This window comes from Microbacterium sp. CFH 31415 (assembly GCF_022538185.1).
GTDB lineage: Bacteria > Actinomycetota > Actinomycetes > Actinomycetales > Microbacteriaceae > Microbacterium.
This window is the reverse complement of sequence record NZ_JAKYXC010000009.1, coordinates 260255-278900: the sequence shown is the minus strand read 5'-3', so window position 1 is coordinate 278900 and position 18646 is coordinate 260255. Positions and strand designations below refer to the sequence as shown.

The 18646-nt window shown below is 70.2% G+C and carries 18 protein-coding genes and 1 tRNA gene; 15 read left to right on the top strand and 4 right to left on the bottom strand.

Going from position 1 to position 18646, the window contains the following annotated elements:
• Nucleotides 1–101: 101 nt before the first annotated feature.
• Together MK786_RS11995 and MK786_RS11990 are read right to left on the bottom strand one after the other, a co-directional pair.
• The gene (locus tag MK786_RS11995; protein WP_241112467.1) at nt 102–1493 is read right to left on the bottom strand and encodes an FAD-binding oxidoreductase; all 1392 of its coding nucleotides are present in this window, start codon (nt 1491–1493) and stop codon (nt 102–104) included.
• Between the two features lie 354 nt (nt 1494–1847).
• Entirely contained in the window at nt 1848–3377 is a 1530-nt protein-coding gene (locus MK786_RS11990; RefSeq protein WP_241112466.1) for a PucR family transcriptional regulator ligand-binding domain-containing protein, read from the bottom strand.
• A 94-nt stretch (nt 3378–3471) separates the two neighbouring features.
• Here MK786_RS11990 and gabT point away from each other — a divergent pair, with 94 nt between their 5' ends.
• The 5 genes from gabT (at nt 3472) to MK786_RS11965 (ending at nt 10157) form a co-directional block, all read left to right on the top strand.
• Nucleotides 3472–4830, top strand: a complete 1359-nt coding sequence (gene gabT / locus MK786_RS11985) for a 4-aminobutyrate--2-oxoglutarate transaminase (RefSeq protein ID WP_241112465.1) — start codon at nt 3472–3474, stop codon at nt 4828–4830.
• Between the two features lie 129 nt (nt 4831–4959).
• Entirely contained in the window at nt 4960–6321 is a 1362-nt protein-coding gene (locus tag MK786_RS11980) for an NAD(P)/FAD-dependent oxidoreductase (RefSeq protein ID WP_241112464.1), read from the top strand.
• Nucleotides 6318–7199 carry a universal stress protein gene (locus MK786_RS11975; RefSeq protein WP_241112463.1) on the top strand — a complete coding sequence of 294 codons (882 nt, stop codon included), beginning with the start codon at nt 6318–6320 and terminating at the stop codon, nt 7197–7199. Before MK786_RS11980 ends, MK786_RS11975 begins: the two co-directional genes overlap by 4 nt.
• A complete protein-coding gene (locus MK786_RS11970) occupies nt 7196–8752 on the top strand; it encodes an APC family permease (protein WP_241112462.1) in 1557 nt (518 codons plus the stop codon). The genes MK786_RS11975 and MK786_RS11970 overlap by 4 nt, the downstream gene beginning before the upstream one ends.
• A 40-nt stretch (nt 8753–8792) precedes the next feature.
• Nucleotides 8793–10157 carry an NAD-dependent succinate-semialdehyde dehydrogenase gene (locus MK786_RS11965; RefSeq protein ID WP_241112461.1) on the top strand — a complete coding sequence of 455 codons (1365 nt, stop codon included), beginning with the start codon at nt 8793–8795 and terminating at the stop codon, nt 10155–10157.
• A 94-nt stretch (nt 10158–10251) separates the two neighbouring features.
• Here the strand turns inward: MK786_RS11965 and MK786_RS11960 are convergent, their stop codons facing one another.
• Nucleotides 10252–10866 (bottom strand): hypothetical protein, encoded by a 615-nt coding sequence (locus tag MK786_RS11960; protein WP_241112460.1) that lies wholly within the window; start codon nt 10864–10866, stop codon nt 10252–10254.
• A 64-nt stretch (nt 10867–10930) separates the two neighbouring features.
• Here MK786_RS11960 and MK786_RS11955 point away from each other — a divergent pair, with 64 nt between their 5' ends.
• The 10 genes from MK786_RS11955 to MK786_RS11910 all read left to right on the top strand — a co-directional run bounded on the left by MK786_RS11955 (nt 10931) and on the right by MK786_RS11910 (nt 18337).
• Nucleotides 10931–11368: a pyridoxamine 5'-phosphate oxidase family protein gene (locus MK786_RS11955; protein ID WP_241112459.1), complete on the top strand. Its 438-nt coding sequence runs from the start codon at nt 10931–10933 to the stop codon at nt 11366–11368.
• A 143-nt stretch (nt 11369–11511) separates the two neighbouring features.
• A tRNA-Trp gene (locus MK786_RS11950) sits at nt 11512–11584 on the top strand.
• Between the two features lie 93 nt (nt 11585–11677).
• On the top strand, nt 11678–11941 hold the full coding sequence (gene secE / locus MK786_RS11945; RefSeq protein ID WP_241112458.1) for a preprotein translocase subunit SecE: 264 nt from the start codon (nt 11678–11680) through the stop codon (nt 11939–11941).
• An 81-nt stretch (nt 11942–12022) separates the two neighbouring features.
• Nucleotides 12023–13048: a transcription termination/antitermination protein NusG gene (gene nusG, locus MK786_RS11940; RefSeq protein ID WP_241112457.1), complete on the top strand. Its 1026-nt coding sequence runs from the start codon at nt 12023–12025 to the stop codon at nt 13046–13048.
• 100 nt (nt 13049–13148) lie between these two features.
• Nucleotides 13149–13580: a 50S ribosomal protein L11 gene (rplK, locus tag MK786_RS11935; RefSeq protein ID WP_055959966.1), complete on the top strand. Its 432-nt coding sequence runs from the start codon at nt 13149–13151 to the stop codon at nt 13578–13580.
• A 13-nt stretch (nt 13581–13593) separates the two neighbouring features.
• Nucleotides 13594–14283, top strand: a complete 690-nt coding sequence (rplA, locus tag MK786_RS11930; protein WP_241112456.1) for a 50S ribosomal protein L1 — start codon at nt 13594–13596, stop codon at nt 14281–14283.
• Between the two features lie 474 nt (nt 14284–14757).
• The gene (locus MK786_RS11925; RefSeq protein WP_241112455.1) at nt 14758–15819 is read left to right on the top strand and encodes a nitronate monooxygenase family protein; all 1062 of its coding nucleotides are present in this window, start codon (nt 14758–14760) and stop codon (nt 15817–15819) included.
• A 106-nt stretch (nt 15820–15925) separates the two neighbouring features.
• Nucleotides 15926–16729, top strand: coding sequence for an amino acid ABC transporter substrate-binding protein (locus tag MK786_RS11920; protein WP_241112454.1), 804 nt, complete (start codon nt 15926–15928; stop codon nt 16727–16729).
• A gap of 71 nt (nt 16730–16800) precedes the next feature.
• Nucleotides 16801–17532: an amino acid ABC transporter permease gene (locus MK786_RS11915; RefSeq protein ID WP_241112453.1), complete on the top strand. Its 732-nt coding sequence runs from the start codon at nt 16801–16803 to the stop codon at nt 17530–17532.
• Nucleotides 17519–18337 (top strand): amino acid ABC transporter ATP-binding protein, encoded by an 819-nt coding sequence (locus tag MK786_RS11910; RefSeq protein ID WP_277397505.1) that lies wholly within the window; start codon nt 17519–17521, stop codon nt 18335–18337. Before MK786_RS11915 ends, MK786_RS11910 begins: the two co-directional genes overlap by 14 nt.
• Before the next feature lie 14 nt (nt 18338–18351).
• Here the strand turns inward: MK786_RS11910 and MK786_RS11905 are convergent, their stop codons facing one another.
• Complete coding sequence (locus MK786_RS11905; RefSeq protein WP_241112452.1) at nt 18352–18627, bottom strand: acylphosphatase; 276 nt, start codon at nt 18625–18627, stop codon at nt 18352–18354.
• Nucleotides 18628–18646: the final 19 nt, after the last annotated feature.

Here is an 18646-nt window from a genome sequence, read left to right as displayed (position 1 = left end):
GAGCGGCGCCGGGCGTGGTGCGAGCGGCGCCGGGCGTGGCGCGGGCGAGCGGCGCCGGGCCGGCAGGCGAGCGGCGCGGGGCGTGGAGCGGACGGAGCGCGTCAGTGGCGCCCGGCGACGAAGTCGGCGACGTGCGCCGGCCACGCGGTGCCGCTGCCCGACCCGGATGCCTCGAACCGATCCGCCGTGCGGTACGCGGCATAGATGGCGTTCACCGCGAGCCAGCGCAGCGGTTCGGGCTCCCACTTCTTCGCCCGATGACCCACCCATGGCAGGCGCACCAGGTCGGTGTCGCGCCCGAGCACGAGGTCGGCCAGCGTCCGGCCCGCGAGGTTGGTCGCGGTGACTCCGGTGCCGGCGTAGCCGCCCGCCCAGCCGAGTCCGGTGGCGCGGTCGAGGCCGACGCTCGCAGCCCAGTCGCGCGGAACGCCGAGCACGCCCGCCCAGGCGTGCGCGATCGGCACGTCCGCCGCATCCGGGAAGAACCTCCGCAGCAGGTCCGTCAGCGACGCGATCGTGCGCTCCTGCGTCGTGCCGTCGGTGTCGACGTGCGAGGCGTAGCGATACGGGACCCCGCGCCCGCCGAAGGCGATACGGTCGTCCGCGGTGCGCTGCGCGTACATGTACACGTGGGCGAAGTCGCCGAGCGTCTCGCGGCCCTCCCAGCCGATCGACGCCCAGGCCGCCGCGGGCAGCGGGTCCGTGACGATCATCGACGAGTTCATGGGCAGCCACGTGCGGTGCTCGCCCCGCAGGTCGGCGGTGAATCCCTCGGTCGCGCGCAGCACGTGCGTCGCGCGTACCGTCCCGCGGTCGGTGAGTGCGCGGCCCGGCGCGATCTCGGTCACGTGCGTCTGCTCGTAGATCGTCGCGCCCGCGCGCTCGACGGCGGCGGCGAGTCCGGCGACGAGCTTGGCGGGGTGCAACCGGGCGCAGTGCGGATGCCACACGCCCCCGAGCACGCCGTCGACGGCGATGCGGGCTGCCGCGGCCGAGGCATCCAACTCCTCCACATCGGTGTGCGGCCAGGACTGCTCGTCCGCCACGGCGGCGCGGAGGCGGGCGAGCTGCGATGGCGTGCGGGCGACGCCGAACTCGCCGCCCTTGACGATGTCGGCCTCGATGCCCTCGCGGGCGGCGACGGCGATGACCTCGTCGACCGTCTCATTGAGGGCGCTCTGCTGCGCGATCGCCGCGTCGCGGCCGTGGGATGCCGCGTACCTGTCGCGTCCGCCGGTCACGGTGTTCGTCAGCCAGCCGCCGTTGCGGCCCGACGCGCCGAATCCGGCGAACCGCTGCTCGAGCACCGCCACGCGCAGATCGGGCTGCAGCGTCGTCAGGTAGTAGGCCGTCCACAGACCGGTGTATCCGCCGCCGACGATGGCGACGTCCACGTCGAGGTCGCCGTCGAGCGGCGGGCGCGGAGCCGGCGTGCCGCCGAGCTGCCTCCACCACCACGAGACGTCTCCGTTGGGTACGCGCGCATCCACCATGCGTCCATCCTGGCGGTGGGGCAGCGGCCTCGTGTCAGCCGATCCGTCCCGATCCCAGGACCTCGCGTGCACAACGTCGGCAGATCGCGCGACGGAGGGCCCGCGACCGGCCAGGGCCGGAGTCGAGGCGCCGAATCGCCGACGTTGTGCTCGCCCGGTCGGCGGGAGCTACGTCAGTCGAGCGCGCAGCGCGGCCCAGGCGATCTGTCCCGAACCCGGCCGCACCCCGGCGGATTCGCCCGGCCGCGGCGTCGCTGTGTCGGAGATCGTGCGCGACGCGCGGGGAGCGGATGCCGCGGCTCGGCGTGTCGCCGAAGATCTCCGATCCTGCGACGCGATGCCGCGCCCGAGATGTCAGTCGAGCGCGCGCAGCGCGGCCCAGAGCTCGGCGCGCGTCGCGAACGACGACAGGTCGCGCCCGAGCACGCGCTCGGCCTGAGCCAGCCGCGTGCGCACGGTATGCCGGTGCACGCCGAGAGAGCGAGCGGATGCCTCGTGCGAGCAGTCGTTCTCGAGCCACGCGCGCAGAGTCTCGACGAGCCGCGTGCCCTCGTCGGCGTCGTGCGTCGCGAGCGGCGCGAGCTCCGCCCGGGCCAAGGTGCGCGCTTCGTCCGTCAGCGCCGAGAGCACGCCCGAGCGCGCGACGTCGGCGAACATCGTGACGGGTCCGGCGCCGCGGTCGCGGGCGACCCGCGCCTGGCCGACGGCCGCGGCGAAGCCGTCGTAGCCGGTGGGTTCGGACACCCCGATCCTCACTCCGAAACGCTCCGCGAGCTCGTCGACGGGCGCGTGCTCTCCCCCCGGCACCACGAGCACTAGCCCGTCGTCGCCGCGTCCGAAGAACAGCGAACCTCGCCGCTCGTCGACGCGCAGCTCGAGGACCTCGGCGATCGCGTCGACGCGCGACGCCGCGGCATCCGTCACCGCCACCTGGATCGGCGCCGCCGGCAGTGGCCCCCAGACCTCGCGCGCGATGCGGCGCGCGAGCGACGGCTCGTCGGTCATCAGGGTGTGGAGCAGCCCGGCCCGCAGCGCCCCGCGGGCACGACCGAGGCCCTGCTGCTGCTCGAGCGCGAGCCCGGCCATCGCGATCACCGAGGTCACGACGCCCCGGCCCTCCTGGTCGAGGTCGCCCGCAGCGATGGCGATCACCCCGCGAAGGTGCCCGCCGCGGCCGAGGGTCTGCAGAGTGAACGGGGTCTCGTCGATCCGCAGCGACGATCCGGCGCGCGCCCCGCGGTTGAGCACTCCGGTCACCTCGTGGCGCAGGGCGGCGGCGGTCGCGGCGCCGAGTCCGCCGACGGGATGCTCGCGCGACAGCTCGCCCGCCGCGTCGAACATGCCGACCCAGGTGTCGAGCTGCTTCGCGAGCTCGGAGACGGTGGCGCCCAGGCCGTCCGGACGCAGTGCCGCGAGCGCGATCGCGCGCTGCGCCGCGAGGGCCCAGCTCCGCCGCGCGTAGGCCTGCGCGGCGATGGCCTCGGCGTTCGCCCGCGCCACAGCGATGAACGGCGTGCGGTACGGCACCTCGAACAGCGGCATCCGCTCGTCTCGGCAGGCCTGCGCGAGCGCGGGCGGCAGCCCCGCGCGCACCACCTCGGTGCCGAACCCGAGCCCGACCACCCCGCGCGCCGCGAGGCGGTGCACGTACGCCCGGTACGGCGCGACGTCGTCGCCCGTGTCGGTGAACTGCGTGCCGGTGGTCAGCAGCACCAGGCCCTCCGAGAGGAACGGCGTGGGGTCCGACAAGTCGGAGCTGTGCACCCAGCGCACCGCGCGGTCGAGCGCCGCGGGGTCGAGCCCGTCGTCTTCGGCGAGCTTCAGACGGAGGTCGCCGCGCGTGAGCAGCGCGCGCAGGGTCGGTGCGTCGGCGGGTGCGTTCACGGGTCCTCCGGGATATACCACCTGTACAGAGGGCTAGGGAGAATGTACAGCGAGGAAGGTGCGGCTGCGCGACCCTGCGCATACGCTCACCCCCATGAGCGTTGTCGACACCGTTGCCACCACGCCCCTGGGCGGTCCGTCCCTGCCGCAGGAGCGGCGCCTGGTCACCAGCATCCCGGGTCCCCGCTCGCAGGGGCTCATCGATCGCAAGGCGTCGGCCGTCGCCGCGGGCGTCGGTCACACGGCTCCGGTCCACGCTGTCGCCGCGGGCGGCGGGGTGATCGTCGACGCAGACGGCAACTCGCTCATCGATCTGGGCTCGGGGATCGCCGTCACGACGATCGGCAACGCGCACCCCAAGGTGGTCGCCGCCGTGCAGGAGCAGGTCGCGCAGTTCACCCACACGTGCTTCATGATCGCCCCGTACGAGTCGTACGTCGGCGTGGCCGAGGCGCTCAACCGCATCACGCCCGGCGACCACGCCAAGAAGAGCGCGCTGTTCAACTCCGGCGCCGAGGCCGTCGAGAACGCGGTCAAGATCGCCCGCAAGTTCACCGGCAAGCAGGCCGTCGTCGCGTTCGACCACGGCTACCACGGCCGCACCAACCTCACGATGGCGCTCACCGCCAAGTCGATGCCGTACAAGAGCGGCTTCGGCCCGTTCGCGTCCGAGGTCTACCGCGCGCCGCTGTCGTACCCGTTCCGCGACGGGCTGAGCGGAGCGGATGCCGCGAAGAAGGCCATCTCGGTCATCGAGAAGCAGGTCGGCGCCGACAACCTCGCAGCGGTCATCATCGAGCCCATCCAGGGCGAGGGCGGGTTCATCGTGCCCGCCGACGGCTTCCTGCCGGCGCTCGTCGATTGGTGCCGCGCCAACGACGTGGTCTTCATCGCCGACGAGATCCAGACCGGTTTCGCACGGACCGGCGAGATGTTCGCGAGCGATGTCTTCGGCATCGTTCCCGACCTGATCACGACCGCCAAGGGCATCGCGGGGGGCCTGCCCTTGGCGGCCGTCACCGGGCGTGCCGAGATCATGGACGCGTCGCACGCCGGCGGGCTCGGCGGCACGTACGGCGGCAATCCCATCGCCTGCGCTGCCGCGCTCGCCGCGATCGACGTGTTCGAGAACGACGGCATGGTCGAGCGTGCCCGCGCGATCGGTGCGGTCCTGAAGGACCGTCTCGGCGCGCTGCAGGCGTCCGACCCCCGCGTCGGCGACGTCCGCGGTCACGGCGCGATGATCGCAGCCGAGTTCGTCGACGCCGAGACCGGTGAGCCGGATGCCGCGCTCACCGCCGCCGTGGCGAAGGCGTGCATCGCCGAGGGCGTCATCGTGCTCACCTGCGGCACCTATGGAAACGTGATCCGCTTCCTCCCGCCGCTGTCCATCACCGACGATCTGCTCCACGAGGGCCTCGACGTCGTCGCCGCCGCGCTCGCGGCCCACTGACCGCGTTCCGTCCCGCTCCGTCCGGTCGAGACCGAGAAGTCGTCGGCCAGGCGAGGATGAGCGAGACGAAACGCCCCGGAACCTGACGCGATCGCGCGACGCGCGGAGCGAACGAGACGAAGGAGTCCCATGACCGAGCTGACCCGTGACGTCGTCATCGTCGGCGCCGGCGCTGCCGGCCTGACTGCGGCGAACGAGCTCAAGAAGGCGGGGCTGTCGGTCGTCGTGCTCGAAGCCCGCGACCGCGTGGGTGGGCGCCTGTGGACCGATGTGGTCGACGGCGCGATGCTCGAGATCGGCGGACAGTGGGTCTCGCCCGACCAGGAGGCGCTCAAGGAGACGATCGCCGAGCTCGGGCTCGAGACCTACAGCCGCTACCGCGAGGGGGATTCGGTCTACATCAACCGCGACGGCGATCTCACCCGCTTCACGGGCGAGATCTTCCCGGTGCCGCCGGCCACCGAGAAGGTGATGGTCGAGCTGATCGAGAAGCTCGACGCGATGGTCGCCGAGGTGGATCCCGACCGGCCGTGGGAGCACCCCGACGCCGAGGCGCTCGACCGGATCTCGTTCGAGGCATGGCTCGAGCAGCAGACCGACGACCAGGAGGCCCGCGACAACATCGCGCTCTTCATCGCCGGCGCGATGCTCACCAAGCCCGCGTACGCGTTCTCCGCACTCCAGGCGCTTCTCATGGCCGCGAGCGCCGGCAGCTTCTCGAACCTCGTCGACGCCGACTACATCCTCGACGAGCGCGTGGTGGGCGGGCTGCAGCAGGTTCCACTGCTCCTCGCCGAGCGGCTCGGCGACGACGTGCAGCTCGGGCAGCCGGTCATCGAGGTGCGCACCGACGAGGACGGCGTGACGGTCGTCACCGACGCCGGCGTCACCGTGCGGGCCAGGTTCGTCATCCTGGCGCACGCTCCGATCCTCTACCCGTGGATCGACTTCGACCCGCCGCTGCCCCGCCTCAAGCAGCAGATGCACCAGCACCTCTCGATGGGCTTCGTCATCAAGGTACACGCCGTGTACGACCGCCCCTTCTGGCGTGAGCACGGGCTCTCGGGCACGGCGTTCAGCCCGTACGAGATCTCGCACGAGGCGTACGACAACACCAACCACGGCGACGAGCGCGGCACCCTGGTCGGCTTCGTGTCCGACCGCAACGCCGATGACCTCTTCCGCGTCTCGGCGGAGGAGCGCAAGGCCCGCATCCTCGAGTCGCTGTCCCACTACTACGGCCCCGAGGCGCTCCATCCGCTCGTCTACTTCGAGAGCGACTGGGGCGCCGAGGAATGGACGCGCGGCGCCTACGCGGCGAGCTTCGATCTCGGCGGCCTTGCCCGCTACGGCGCAGACCTGCGCACCCCCGTCGGCCCGATCCACTTCGCGTGCAGCGACATGGCGGGTGCGGGCTACCAGCACGTCGACGGCGCGATCCGCATGGGTCGCCTCGTCGCCGCGAACATCCTCGAGGAGACCCGCGCATGAGCTCTCGCATCGTCGTCGGCTACACCGCGACCGACGCCGGGGCCGACGCCCTGGCACTCGGCGCGCGCCTGGCGCTGGCATCCGACTCCTCCCTCCACGTCGTGGTGGTGCTGCCCGGAGAGGAGCGCAGCGTCATCACCCCACCCGACGCCGGCTATGACCGCTACCTGCGCGAGCAGGCCGAGGAATGGCTGGCGCAGGCCGCGGCCACCGTCCCCGACGCGGTGCGCGTGCGCACCCACGTGCGCTTCGGCGAGTCGTTCGCCGCCGGCCTCCTCGACACCGCGCACGACGTCAGCGCCTCGCACATCGTCGTCGGTGCCGCCAACGGCGGCCGGCGCGGGCGTCACCGCCTCGGCACGGTCGCGAGCGAGCTGCTCCACTCGGCGGACGTGCCGGTCGTGCTCGCCCCGGAAGGGGCGCGACGCATCGACCCGACGAGCGGAATCACGCGTATCACCGCGGCGATCGGCCTGCGCCCGGGCGCCGACCTGCTGCTCGAGGAGAGCGTCGCGCTGGCGGCTGCCACAGGAGCGGAGCTGCGCCTCGTCTCGCTGGTGGCCATCGACCTTCCGGCAGGCATCGCCGGCAACGAGTCGGCCGCGTCGCACGCCGACGAGGTGTTCGTGCATGCCCGCCGCAGCCTGCCGAAGGGTGTGGACGCCGAAGCGGTGGTCGGACTCGGCGACAGCGTCGAGGACGCCGTCGCCCACCTCAGCTGGGAGCCGGGTGAGATCGCGGTCGTCGGCTCGAGCCGACTCGCGCGGCCGCGGCGACTGTTCCTCGGGTCCACGGCGGCGAAGATGCTGCACGAGCTGCCCGTTCCCATGATCGTCGTGCCGCGCACGCGAAAGAAGAAGAAGGGGGCAGAAGCATGAGCGAGCAGAATCGTGACGCCGCTGTCTTGACCGGCGAGCCTCTGACGGGTGGCCTGTCCAAGAAGGGCCTGAGCGCGGGCACCATCGGCCTGGTCGGTGCGGTGGTCATCGGGATCTCCTGCATCGCTCCCGCCTACACCTTCACGGCGGCGATCGGACCGACGGCCTCCGTCGTCGGGCAGCAGATCCCCGCGATCATCCTCATCGGGTTCATCCCGATGCTCCTGGTCGCCTTCGGCTATCGGGAGCTCAACAACCGGATGCCCGATGCCGGCACGTCGTTCACGTGGGCGAGTCGCGCATTCGGTCCCTGGGTCGGCTGGATGGCGGGCTGGGGACTCATCGTCGCGACGATCCTCGTGCTCTCGAACCTCGCCGGCGTGGCCGTGGACTTCCTCTTCCTGCTCATCGCGCAGATCACGGGCAACGAGGGCATCGCGGATCTCGCCGCGGTCACGTGGATCAACATCGCGGTCTGCCTCCTGTTCGTGCTCGGCGCCACGTACATCTCGTATCGCGACATGCAGACCACCCAGAAGCTTCAGTACGTGCTGGTGACCTTCCAGGTCGCGGTGCTGCTGTTCTTCGCCGTCGCGGCCATCGTCCAGGCGCTGAACGGCCAGGCGTTTGACTTCATGCCGTTCGACTGGTCCTGGTTCAATCCCTTCGCGGTCACCTCCTTCGGAGCGGTCGCGGCAGGGCTCTCGCTCTCGATCTTCATCTTCTGGGGATGGGATGTCACCCTCACGATGAACGAGGAGACGAAGGATCCCGAGCGCACGCCCGGTCGGGCTGCGACGCTCACGGTGCTGACGATCGTGTCGCTGTACCTCCTCCTCGCCGTCGCGATGATCATGTTCGCCGGCGTCGGCACGGGCGAGCTCGGTCTCGGCAACGAGGACATCCAGGCGAACGTGTTCTTCTTCCTCTCCGGGCCGATCCTCGGACCGCTGGCGTTCCTGGTCTCGCTCGCGGTGCTCACCAGCTCCGCATCTTCGCTGCAGTCCACGTTCGTCGGTCCCGCGCGCACGCTCCTCTCGATGGGTCACTACGGGGCGCTCCCGCCCGCCTTCGCCAAGGTCAGCCCCCGCTTCTTCACCCCCGGGTTCGCGACGATCGTCTCGGCGATCGTGGCCTCCGCGTTCTATGCGGTGATGCGCGTGGTGAGTGAAGACACCCTGTGGGACACGATCCTCACCCTCGGCATGATGATCTGCTTCTACTACGGCATCACCGCGTTCGCCTGCGTGTGGTACTTCCGCCGACAGTGGTTCGACTCGGTGCGCAATGTGTTCTTCACGTTCCTCTTCCCGCTGGTCGGCGGCGTCATCCTGGCCGTCCTGTTCTTCACCACCCTCATCGACTCGATGGACCCGGCTTATGGCAGCGGCTCGCAGATCGGCGGCGTCGGCATCGTCTTCATCCTCGGGATGCTGATCATCGTCGTGGGCGTGGTGATCATGGTCTGGCAGGCGATCAAACGTCCGGCATTCTTCCGCGGCGAGACACTCGGGATGGATGCGCCGGAAAGCCTTCGACGTAAGCGCCGCTGAGCGGCAGACTGTCACCACCCACCCGATCGGAGAGAACACCATGAGTGAGTACGCCGTCGTCAACCCCGCCACGGGCGAGACCCTGGCCACCTACCCGACGATCACCGACGACGCCCTCGAAGCGGTCGTCGCCGGAGCGGATGCCGCATTCCGCACGTGGCGCACGACGCCCGTCGCCGAGCGCGCGGCGCGCATCCGCAAGGTCGCCGAACTGCACCGTGAGCGCCGCGACGAGCTCGCCGCCATCATCGTGCGCGAGATGGGCAAGCCGCTGGAGGCAGCCCTCGGCGAGGTCGACTTCGCCGCCGACATCACCGAGTACTACGCCGATCACGCCGACAAGATCACCGGCGACCAGCCCATCGACATCGAGGGTGAAGGCACCGCGGTCATCCGCCGCTCGGCGCTCGGGCCGCTCCTCGGCATCATGCCGTGGAACTTCCCGTACTACCAGGTCGCCCGGTTCGCTGCGCCGAACATCGTGATCGGCAACACGATCATCCTCAAGCACGCCGGTCAGTGCCCCGAGTCCGCCGCGGCGATCGAGAAGATGTACGCGGATGCCGGACTCGGTGACGGCGTCTACACCAACATCTACGCCTCCAACGAGCAGGCTGCGACGGTCATCGCCGACCGCCGCGTGCAGGGCGTCTCGGTCACCGGATCGGAGCGCGCGGGTGCCGCCGTGGCCGAGGTCGCGGGTCGCAACCTGAAGAAGGTCGCGCTCGAGCTCGGCGGTTCCGACCCGTTCATCCTTCTGTCGACCGACGACCTCGACGCGGCCGTGCAGGCTGCCGTCGACGCCCGCCTCGACAACACCGGCCAGTCGTGCAACGCGGCGAAGCGGTTCATCGTGGTCGACGGGCTCTACGACGCGTTCGTCGAGAAGTTCACCGCGAAGATGACCGAGGCCAAAGTCGGCGACCCGTTCGCCGAAGACACGGTCCTCGGCCCGCTGTCGTCGCTCACGGCGGCCGAGCGCCTCGCCGAGCAGGTCGACAAGGCGGTGGCGCAGGGCGCGACGCTCGTCGCCGGCGGCAAGCGCGACGGCGCGTTCTACCCCGGCACCGTCCTCACCGACGTGACGCCGGAGATGGATGCCTACGGCGAGGAGTTCTTCGGACCGGTCGGCATCGTCTTCAAGGTCGCCGACGAGGACGAAGCGGTCAAGATCGCCAACGACACGAGCTTCGGTCTCGGGTCGTACGTCTTCACGACCGACGAGGACCAGGCTGCACGCGTCGCCGACAAGATCGACGCCGGCATGGTCTACGTCAACGTCGTGCTCGCCGACGAGCCGGGGCTGCCGTTCGGCGGCGTGAAGCGCTCGGGCACCTCGCGCGAGATGGGCCTGCTGGCCGCCGACGAGTTCGTGAACAAGAAGCTGATCCGCATCGGCGCCTGATCGTCCCTCGCCGGGACCGGGGATTCCCGTCGAGACCGGGGCACCGCCCCGGGTTCTCGCTGGGAATCTCCGGTTGCCCGACCGCGCGCCCGCGTCAGCCGGCCGTGCGCACTTCGGCGAGCGCCTCGTCGGCCCACCGGAGCTGCTGCGGCGTGCCCCAGCGGATCGCGGCATCCCGAGCCTTCTCGAACTCTGATACGGCCTCGTCGGTGCGCCCCGCCTCTTGGTGAGTCCACCCGGCGTTGTGGTGCAGCGACACGGTCCACCGCAGGGTGCGCGGGTCGGTCGTGCCCTCGAGGACGTCCAGCGCACACGCGGTCCACTCCGCGGCGCGTGCGGGATCGGCGATCGCGAGCATGTGGAGCGCGTCGACGTGCAGGAATGTGAGATGAGCGGATGCCGCGGCCTCCGCAGCCAGCTCGAGCAGTCCGATCGCGGCTCCGGCGTCGCCGGCGGAGTTGCGCAGGCGCCCGCGTTCGAGCGTGACACGCACCGCGGCCTCGGCCGAGGTGATCGGTGTCGTGCTGAGCACGGCCTCCGCGTCGGCGTACCGCTCCTGCAGGCCCAGCGCCCGCGCGACCTGCGTGGCGAGCTCAGCGCGGGTCGCCGCATCCGTCTCGGCCTCTGCCGCCATCCGCAGGCGCACCTCCGATCCAGCCGGATCGCCGAAGTCCCACAGCTCGTCGAGAAGCGCCTGCGAGAGTGCCATGACCGCATGGTAGACCCGCTATGCGGGGGTGTCGCCGGGCGGCCCGGCGCGAGAGGATGGAGGCATGGCAGACACACCGGATCCCGTCGCCGCGCTGAGCGACGAACAGTGCTGGGAACGCCTGCGCACGCAGGAGCTCGGCAGGCTCGTGACCCACGTCGGCAACGTGCTCGACGTCTTCCCCGTGAACTACGTGGTGGACGACGAGACACTGCTGTTCCGCACCGCGCAGGGCAGCAAGCTGTTCGAGCTGACGGTGAACGACGAGGTGCTCTTCGAGGTCGACGATCACACCGACACCGACGCCTGGAGCGTCATCGTACGGGGTCGCGCGCACGCGCTCGACACGTCTGCCGAGGTCGAACGCGCCGATGGGCTGGGCCTTCGCCCGTGGATCCCTACGCTGAAGTACACCTACGTGCGCGTCGAGCCGACGTCGCTCTCGGGCCGCGCGTTCCAGCGCGCTCCGGAACCCGACCGCTACGGCGTGCAGCCGTACTGACCGATTCGCGGGGGTTCAGACCATGCCGTACACTGGGACGTGCAGTTGAAGTCTGCATTCTTTCGCCGTGCCCATCGTCGGTGCGGCTCCCTTTCGCTCAGGTGACGGGGGAGTGTGCGGGCATCCGAGGTCTCCGGACCTCTAGGGCGGTAGCTCAATTGGCAGAGCAGCGGTCTCCAAAACCGCAGGTTGCAGGTTCGATTCCTGTCCGCCCTGCGCGTCAGCGCAACGTCGACAAGCCAAGGTCGACGGTTGACAACACAGTGAGTCGGCCCACGCCGGCGCACGGAAGGTAATCAGGTGGCATCGATGGTTCAGGACGAGCCTGGCGAGGTCGTCCCCGCGGGCGGCCCCCGCGAGAAGCGGCCCAACGTCTTCGCGCGGATCGCCATGTTCATCCGCCAGGTCTTCGCCGAGCTCCGCAAGGTCGTCACCCCGACGCGCCAGGAGCTGCTGAAGTACACGGCTGTCGTCCTCGGGTTCGTCGTCATCATGATGGCGATCGTCTACGGCCTCGACGTGCTGTTCGTGTGGATCACGGCGTACGTCTTCGGAGTGCCTAGCGCAGCCTGAGCCGCCTGACGGCCCCGATCAAGCTGAGGGGTCCCGCGGATGGGGTCTCAACCCACCGCACACGGAACGGAAGAGAACGCAGTGTCTGAAAGATTCATCGACGACGCCGACTGGGCGACGGCGGCTGAGCAGTCGTCCGAGGACGACGAAGCCCAGGAGGGCAATGTCCTCGCAGAAGAGGACGCCGCCAACACCCCGGCCGAGCACGTCGCGATCCACATCGTGGACGACGCTGCCGAGGACGACGCCGACCTGGACGACATCGACATCGACGACCCGGAGGCAGACGCCATCGTGAACGACGCCCTGAACCTGGACGAGGCCGCTGAGACCGAGGCCGCCGCCGAGGTCATCAACGACTCGATCGCCGAGGAGGTCGCCGAGCTCGAGGCCGAGGCTGCCGAGGAGGTCACTCCCTACGACGGCCCCGACGTGAACGGCGACGACGACGAGGCGTCCGACGACTCCGACGACGACGAAGAGGAAGACCCGTACGAGGCGTTCCGCGCCGAGCTGCGGTCGCTCCCCGGCAAGTGGTACGTCATCCACTCCTACGCCGGCTTCGAGCGCAAGGTGAAGGCCAACATCGAGCAGCGCAAGTCGACGCTCGAGGTGGAGGACGACATCTTCCAGGTCGAGGTCCCGATGGAGGACGTCGTCGAGATCAAGAACGGCCAGCGCAAGATGGTCACGCGTGTCCGGATCCCCGGCTACGTGCTAGTGCGCATGGACCTCAACGAGGACACCTGGTCGGTCGTGCGTCACACGCCGGGCGTGACCGGCTTCGTCGGCAACGCCCACAACCCGACCCCCCTCCGCTTCGAGGAGGCCTTCAACATGCTGAAGAGCCTCGTCGAGATCAAGGAGACGGCGCCCGCCAAGGCCGGTGCCGCGAAGAAGGGCGCTGCGGCTGCCGCGCGCGTCATCCCCGCCGAGGTCGACTTCGAGGTCGGCGAGACCATCACGATCAAGGAGGGCTCGTTCGCGGGTCTTCCCGGCACGATCAGCGAGATCAAGCCCGAGAGCGGCAAGCTCACGGTCCTCGTGTCGCTGTTCGAGCGCGAGACTCCGGTCGAGCTCAGCTTCGACCAGGTCACCAAGCTTTAAGGCTTCCCGGGTCCGTCCCGGGGGAACCGCTGTCCGGAGATGCCGGATGTGCGGGAGAACGGATGCCTCGCGGCATCCGCTCGATTGAGAGGAAACAAGAATGGCACCGAAGAAGAAGGTGACCGGCCTGATCAAGCTTCAGATCAACGCCGGTGCAGCCAACCCGGCGCCGCCGATCGGCCCCGCGCTCGGTCAGCATGGCGTCAACATCATGGAGTTCTGCAAGGCGTACAACGCCGCGACCGAGTCGCAGCGCGGCAACGTCATCCCCGTGGAGATCACCGTCTACGAGGACCGCAGCTTCACCTTCATCCTGAAGACCCCGCCGGCCGCTGAGCTCATCAAGAAGGCCGCCGGCGTGCAGAAGGGCTCGTCGACCCCGCACACGACCAAGGTGGCCAAGCTCACCAAGGAGCAGGTGCGACAGATCGCCGAGACGAAGCAGCCCGACCTGAACGCGAATGACATCGAGGCCGCCTCGAAGATCATCGCCGGCACCGCCCGTTCCATGGGCATCACGGTCGAGGACTGAGGGGAGAATAACCATGGCAACCAAGTCCAAGGCCTTCCGGGCCGCTGCCGCCAAGATCGAGGCGGACAAGTTCTACACCCCCACCGAGGCTGTCGCGCTCGCGAAGCAGACCGGTTCGGCGAAGTTCGACTCGACCGTCGAGGTCGCGCTGAAGCTCGCCGTCGACCCGCGCAAGGCGGACCAGATGGTGCGCGGCACCGTCATCCTCCCGCACGGCACCGGCAAGACCGCCCGCGTCATCGTGTTCGCGACGGGTCCGGCCGCTGAGGCCGCGATCGCCGCGGGTGCTGACGAGGTCGGCGGCGCCGAGCTCATCGAGAAGGTCGCCGGCGGCTGGACCGCGTTCGACGCGGCCGTCTCGACGCCCGAGCTCATGGGCCAGGTCGGTCGCCTGGGTAAGGTGCTGGGTCCCCGTGGCCTCATGCCCAACCCCAAGACCGGCACCGTGACCCCCAACCCGGCCAAGGCCGTCGAGGAGATCAAGGGCGGCAAGATCGAGTTCCGCGTCGACAAGCACGCCAACGTGCACTTCGTCGTCGGCAAGGCTTCGTTCTCGGCCGACCAGCTCGACGAGAACCTCAAGGCCGCGCTCGAGGAGATCGTGCGCCTCAAGCCGTCGAGCTCGAAGGGCCGTTACATCCAGAAGGGCGCCGTGTCGACCACGTTCGGCCCCGGCATCCCGCTGGACGTCAACTCCATCTGATCCACGGATCAGCACGAACGGGGCTCCACCATCGGGTGGGGCCCCGTTTGTCGTGTCCGCCGGTCGCAATGGCGGAGTTCGTGGGGGACGCGCCGGTGCGGGATGCCGCGCCCCGGCGTGTCGCGGGGGATCTCCGATTCTGCGGCGCGGGCGGGGCGGGCTGGCCGTCCGGTCGCGATGGCGGAGTTCGTGGGGGACGCGCCGGTGCGGGATGCCGCGCCCCGGCGTGTCGCGGGGGATCTCCGATTCTGCGGCGCGGGCGGGGCGGGCTGGCCGTCCGGTCGCGATGGCGGAGGTCGTGGGGGACGCGCCGGTGCGGGATGCCGCGCCCCGGCGTGTCGCGGGGGATCTCCGATTGTGCGGCGCCAGCGGCCAGGCGCCGGCGGCCAGCGCCCGGCGCCCGTTGCCCGCACGGCGCCCGCGGCGTGCATCTGCATGGGCACCCGGCCGGCGACTGATGCGTAGCGTAGGAGCATGTCGCTCGCTCAGCTGCTCGGAATCGATGCGCCGATCGTCCTCGGGCCCTTTGGAGGCTTGTCCTCGGTCGAGCTCACGGCTGCGGTGAGCAACCGCGGCGGCCTCGGCTCGTACGGGCTCTACGGGTACTCCGCCGAACGCATCCACGACACGATCAGGACGCTGCGCGCCGCCACCGGCAAGCCGTTCGCGGTCAACGTGTGGCTGCCGACCGGCGACGAGGTCACCCCGTCCGACGTCGACCTCGAGCCCGCCCGTCAGGCGCTGGCGCCGCTCTTCGAGGCTGCGGGCGTCGCCCTCCCCGAGGTGCCGGCCCGGTTCCTGCCCGATCCGGCCGAGCAGCTGGAGGCGATCATGGATGCTGCGCCCGCCGTGCTGAGCCTCGTGTTCGGCGCACCGGACCCACGTCTGGTCGAGACCGCCCACCACCGCGGCATCCGCGTCATCGGCACGGCCACGACGGTCGCCGAAGCGGTCGAACTCGAGCGCGCAGGGGTGGATGCCGTCGTGGCGAGCGGAGCGGAGGCCGGCGGCCACCGCATCTCGTTCCTCGAGCCGGCCGAGCGGTCGCTCATCGGCACGTTCGCGCTGGTGCCGCAGGTCGTCGATGCCGTGAGTGTGCCGGTGATCGCCGCCGGAGGGATCGCCGACCGGCGCGGCGTCGCCGCCGCCTTCGCGCTGGGCGGCGCCGGAGTGCAGGTCGGGACGGCCTTCCTCCGCACGAACGAATCCGCCGCCACCGAGGCCCACCGGCGTGCGATCGCCGGTGCGACCGATACCGACACCGTGCTGACGCGGGCGATGAGCGGGAGGCTGGCACGCGGCATCCCGAATCGTGCTCTCCGCGCGATCGAGGATGCGGGAGTGATCCTGCCGTTCCCGGCCCAGAACTGGCTCACCGGCGTCTTCCGGGCCGCGGCGGCGAAGAACGGCGACGGTGACCTCGTCTCGCTGTGGGCGGGGCAGGCAGCCGGTCTCGCGACGAGGGATGCCGCGGGCGACGCGTTCGACGAGCTCGCCGCCGGACTTCCCGAGGGCTCAGGCGGCAATGCGGCGTAACGCGATGAAATTCCTGGCGGCGCGCCGTGTTGTACTGGGGAGTCCTTCTCGGGACCGCGGCGAACCCGCCGCTTCGTCCCCCGCACCGACCCACCAGGAACGCACCATGTCACGCCGCCGTCTCACCGCCATCGTCCTCACCGCCACCGCCGCCCTCACCCTCGCGGCGTGCAGCTCCGCCGCGCCCGAGTCTTCCGAGCCGGCGGGCGGCGACGAGTTCGGGCTCGTCAGCGCGGGCACGCTGACCGTCGCGACCGAAGGCACCTACCGGCCGTTCAGCTTCCACGACGGGACCGGTGAGCTCGTGGGCTTCGACGTCGAGATCGCCGAGGCCGTCGCCGACAAGCTCGGCCTCGAGGTCGCCTTCGAGGAGACCCAGTGGGACGCCATCTTCGCCGGGCTCGACGCCGGCCGCTTCGATGTCATCGCGAACCAGGTCTCGATCAACCCGGAGCGCGAGGCGAAGTACCTCTTCAGCGAGCCGTACACCGTCTCGCCGGGCGTCATCGTCGTCCCCGAGGACGACGACTCGATCACGAGCTTCGACGACCTCGCCGGCAAGACGACCGCGCAGTCGTTGACGAGCAACTGGTACGAGCTCGCGCAGGCCAGCGGCGCGACGGTCGAGGCTGTCGAGGGCTGGGCCCAGGCGGTCGCGCTCCTGCAGCAGGGTCGCGTCGACGCCACCATCAACGACAACCTCACCTTCCTCGACTACGAGAAGACCGACGGCCCCACCGGCCTCAAGATCGCTGCCGAGACCGATGACCCCGGCTACAGCGCGCTCGCGTTCACTCAGGACAAGGAGGAGCTCGTCGCCGCCGTCGACCAGGCCCTCGCCGAGCTGCGCGACGAGGGGGTCCTCGCTGAGATCAGCGAGAAGTACTTCGGCGCGGACGTCACGCAGTAGCACTTCCGGCGAGCCCGCCATAGCGTGGGCGGGCGGCGGCGTGCGCCGCCGCCCGGTCGGAAGGATCATCCATGGATGATGTCTTGTCTCACCTGACGAGTGCGCTCGCCCTCGTGCCGGCCGACGTCGGCGACGGCGGTGGCGACACGTGGACGCTCATCGTCGACTCGTTCTGGCCGCTCCTGCTGGCAGGACTCACGGCGACGATCCCGCTCGCGGTGCTGTCGTTCGCCCTCGGGCTCGTCATCGCACTGGGTGTGGCGCTGCTGCGCCTGTCGCCCAATCCGGTGCTGTCTGGGATCGCGAGGTTCTACATCTCCGTGATCCGCGGAACGCCGTTGCTGGTGCAGCTGTTCGTGATCTTCTACGGCCTGCCGTCGATCGGCCTGGTCATCGATCCGTGGCCCGCGGCGATCATCGCGTTCTCGCTGAACGTGGGCGGCTACGCGGCCGAGATCATCCGCGCCGCGATCCTCTCGGTGCCGAAGGGCCAGTGGGAGGCCGGGCACACCGTCGGGTTCTCGCGGGCGCAGACCCTGACGCGCATCGTCCTGCCGCAGGCGACACGCGTCTCGGTGCCTCCGCTGTCCAACACCTTCATCTCGCTCGTGAAGGACACCTCGCTCGCGTCGCTCATCCTGGTGACGGAGCTCTTCCGGCGCGCCCAGCAGATCGCCGCGTTCACGTACGAGTTCATGATCATCTACCTCGAGGCGGCTCTGATCTACTGGATGTTCTGCCTCGTGCTGTCGGCCGGGCAGAACGCGCTGGAGAGGAGGCTCGATCGCTATGTCGCGCACTGACGTACCCGACGGCGATGCGCTCGCTCCACCGTCTCCCGCCGACGATCTGCCGCTGCTGCAGGTCAGCGGCCTCACAAAGAGCTTCGGTACGAGCACCGTGCTGCACGGCGTGGACTTCGAGGTGCGCCGCGGCGAGGTCGTCGCCCTCATCGGCCCCAGCGGTTCGGGCAAGACGACTGTGCTGCGCTGCCTGAACGGACTCGAGACCCCTGACAGCGGAACGCTCGAGTTCGAGGGCGGACCGTCGATCGACTTCTCTCAGCCTGTGCCCAAGGGCACCCGCACTCAGCTGCGCGACCGCTCGGCGATGGTCTTCCAGCACCACAACCTGTTCCCTCACCGCACGGTGCTGCAGAACGTGATCGAGGGGCCGGTGCACGCACACAAGGTCCCGAAGGCCGAGGCGATCGCCCGGGCCGACGCGCTCCTCGACCGAGTGGGGCTCAGCGACAAGCGGGACGCCTACCCGTTCCAGCTCTCAGGTGGCCAGCAGCAGCGGGTCGGGATCGTCCGGGCCCTTGCACTGCAGCCGTCGCTGCTGCTGTTCGACGAGCCCACGAGCGCGCTCGACTCCGAGCTGGTCGGCGAGGTGCTGCTGGTGCTGAAGGAGCTCGCCGAGGAGGGCTGGACGATGGTGATCGTCACCCACGAGCTCGCGTTCGCCCGGCAGGTCGCCGACGAGGTGCTGTTCTTCGACGACGGCGTGATCCTCGAGCGCGGCGCTCCGAAGGACCTCTTCACCCAGCCGCAGCACGAGCGCACGCGCCGCTTCATCGACAGGATCCTGCGCCCCTTCGACGGCTGACCCCTGCCACCGGGTCAGCCGGTCGGGCGGACCTCGAAGGTCCCCCCGCCGGAGGGTGCGGCATCCGTCACCGTCGCGTCCGCCACCCGCGACCCTGGTGGACCTTCGGCCATCCACGCGAGCACCTCGTCGACCTGGTCCTCGGTGCCCTCGACCTCCGCCTCGACGGACCCGTCGACGCGGTTGCGCACCCAGCCCGTGACGCCCGACTCGCGCGCGATCATGCGCAGCGTGTAGCGATAGCCGACCCCCTGGACCTCGCCGCGCACGACGACGTGAACGCGCTTCATGCCCTCCATCGTGCCGCGG

Excerpts from the sequence above, each read along its gene's own strand:
- MK786_RS11905 (WP_241112452.1), bottom strand. The coding sequence starts at position 18,627 with ATGAAGCGCGTTCACGTCGTCGTGCGCGGCGAGGTCCAGGGGGTCGGC.
- MK786_RS11925 (WP_241112455.1), top strand. The coding sequence starts at position 14,758 with ATGTCGCTCGCTCAGCTGCTCGGAATCGATGCGCCGATCGTCCTCGGG.
- MK786_RS11975 (WP_241112463.1), top strand. The coding sequence starts at position 6,318 with ATGAGCTCTCGCATCGTCGTCGGCTACACCGCGACCGACGCCGGGGCC.
- gabT (WP_241112465.1), top strand. The coding sequence starts at position 3,472 with ATGAGCGTTGTCGACACCGTTGCCACCACGCCCCTGGGCGGTCCGTCC.
- MK786_RS11965 (WP_241112461.1), top strand. The coding sequence starts at position 8,793 with ATGAGTGAGTACGCCGTCGTCAACCCCGCCACGGGCGAGACCCTGGCC.
- MK786_RS11970 (WP_241112462.1), top strand. The coding sequence starts at position 7,196 with ATGAGCGAGCAGAATCGTGACGCCGCTGTCTTGACCGGCGAGCCTCTG.
- MK786_RS11915 (WP_241112453.1), top strand. The coding sequence starts at position 16,801 with ATGGATGATGTCTTGTCTCACCTGACGAGTGCGCTCGCCCTCGTGCCG.
- rplK (WP_055959966.1), top strand. The coding sequence starts at position 13,149 with ATGGCACCGAAGAAGAAGGTGACCGGCCTGATCAAGCTTCAGATCAAC.
- MK786_RS11910 (WP_277397505.1), top strand. The coding sequence starts at position 17,519 with ATGTCGCGCACTGACGTACCCGACGGCGATGCGCTCGCTCCACCGTCT.
- rplA (WP_241112456.1), top strand. The coding sequence starts at position 13,594 with ATGGCAACCAAGTCCAAGGCCTTCCGGGCCGCTGCCGCCAAGATCGAG.
- MK786_RS11980 (WP_241112464.1), top strand. The coding sequence starts at position 4,960 with ATGACCGAGCTGACCCGTGACGTCGTCATCGTCGGCGCCGGCGCTGCC.
- MK786_RS11920 (WP_241112454.1), top strand. The coding sequence starts at position 15,926 with ATGTCACGCCGCCGTCTCACCGCCATCGTCCTCACCGCCACCGCCGCC.
- MK786_RS11955 (WP_241112459.1), top strand. The coding sequence starts at position 10,931 with ATGGCAGACACACCGGATCCCGTCGCCGCGCTGAGCGACGAACAGTGC.
- MK786_RS11960 (WP_241112460.1), bottom strand. The coding sequence starts at position 10,866 with ATGGCACTCTCGCAGGCGCTTCTCGACGAGCTGTGGGACTTCGGCGAT.
- MK786_RS11995 (WP_241112467.1), bottom strand. The coding sequence starts at position 1,493 with ATGGTGGATGCGCGCGTACCCAACGGAGACGTCTCGTGGTGGTGGAGG.
- secE (WP_241112458.1), top strand. The coding sequence starts at position 11,678 with ATGGTTCAGGACGAGCCTGGCGAGGTCGTCCCCGCGGGCGGCCCCCGC.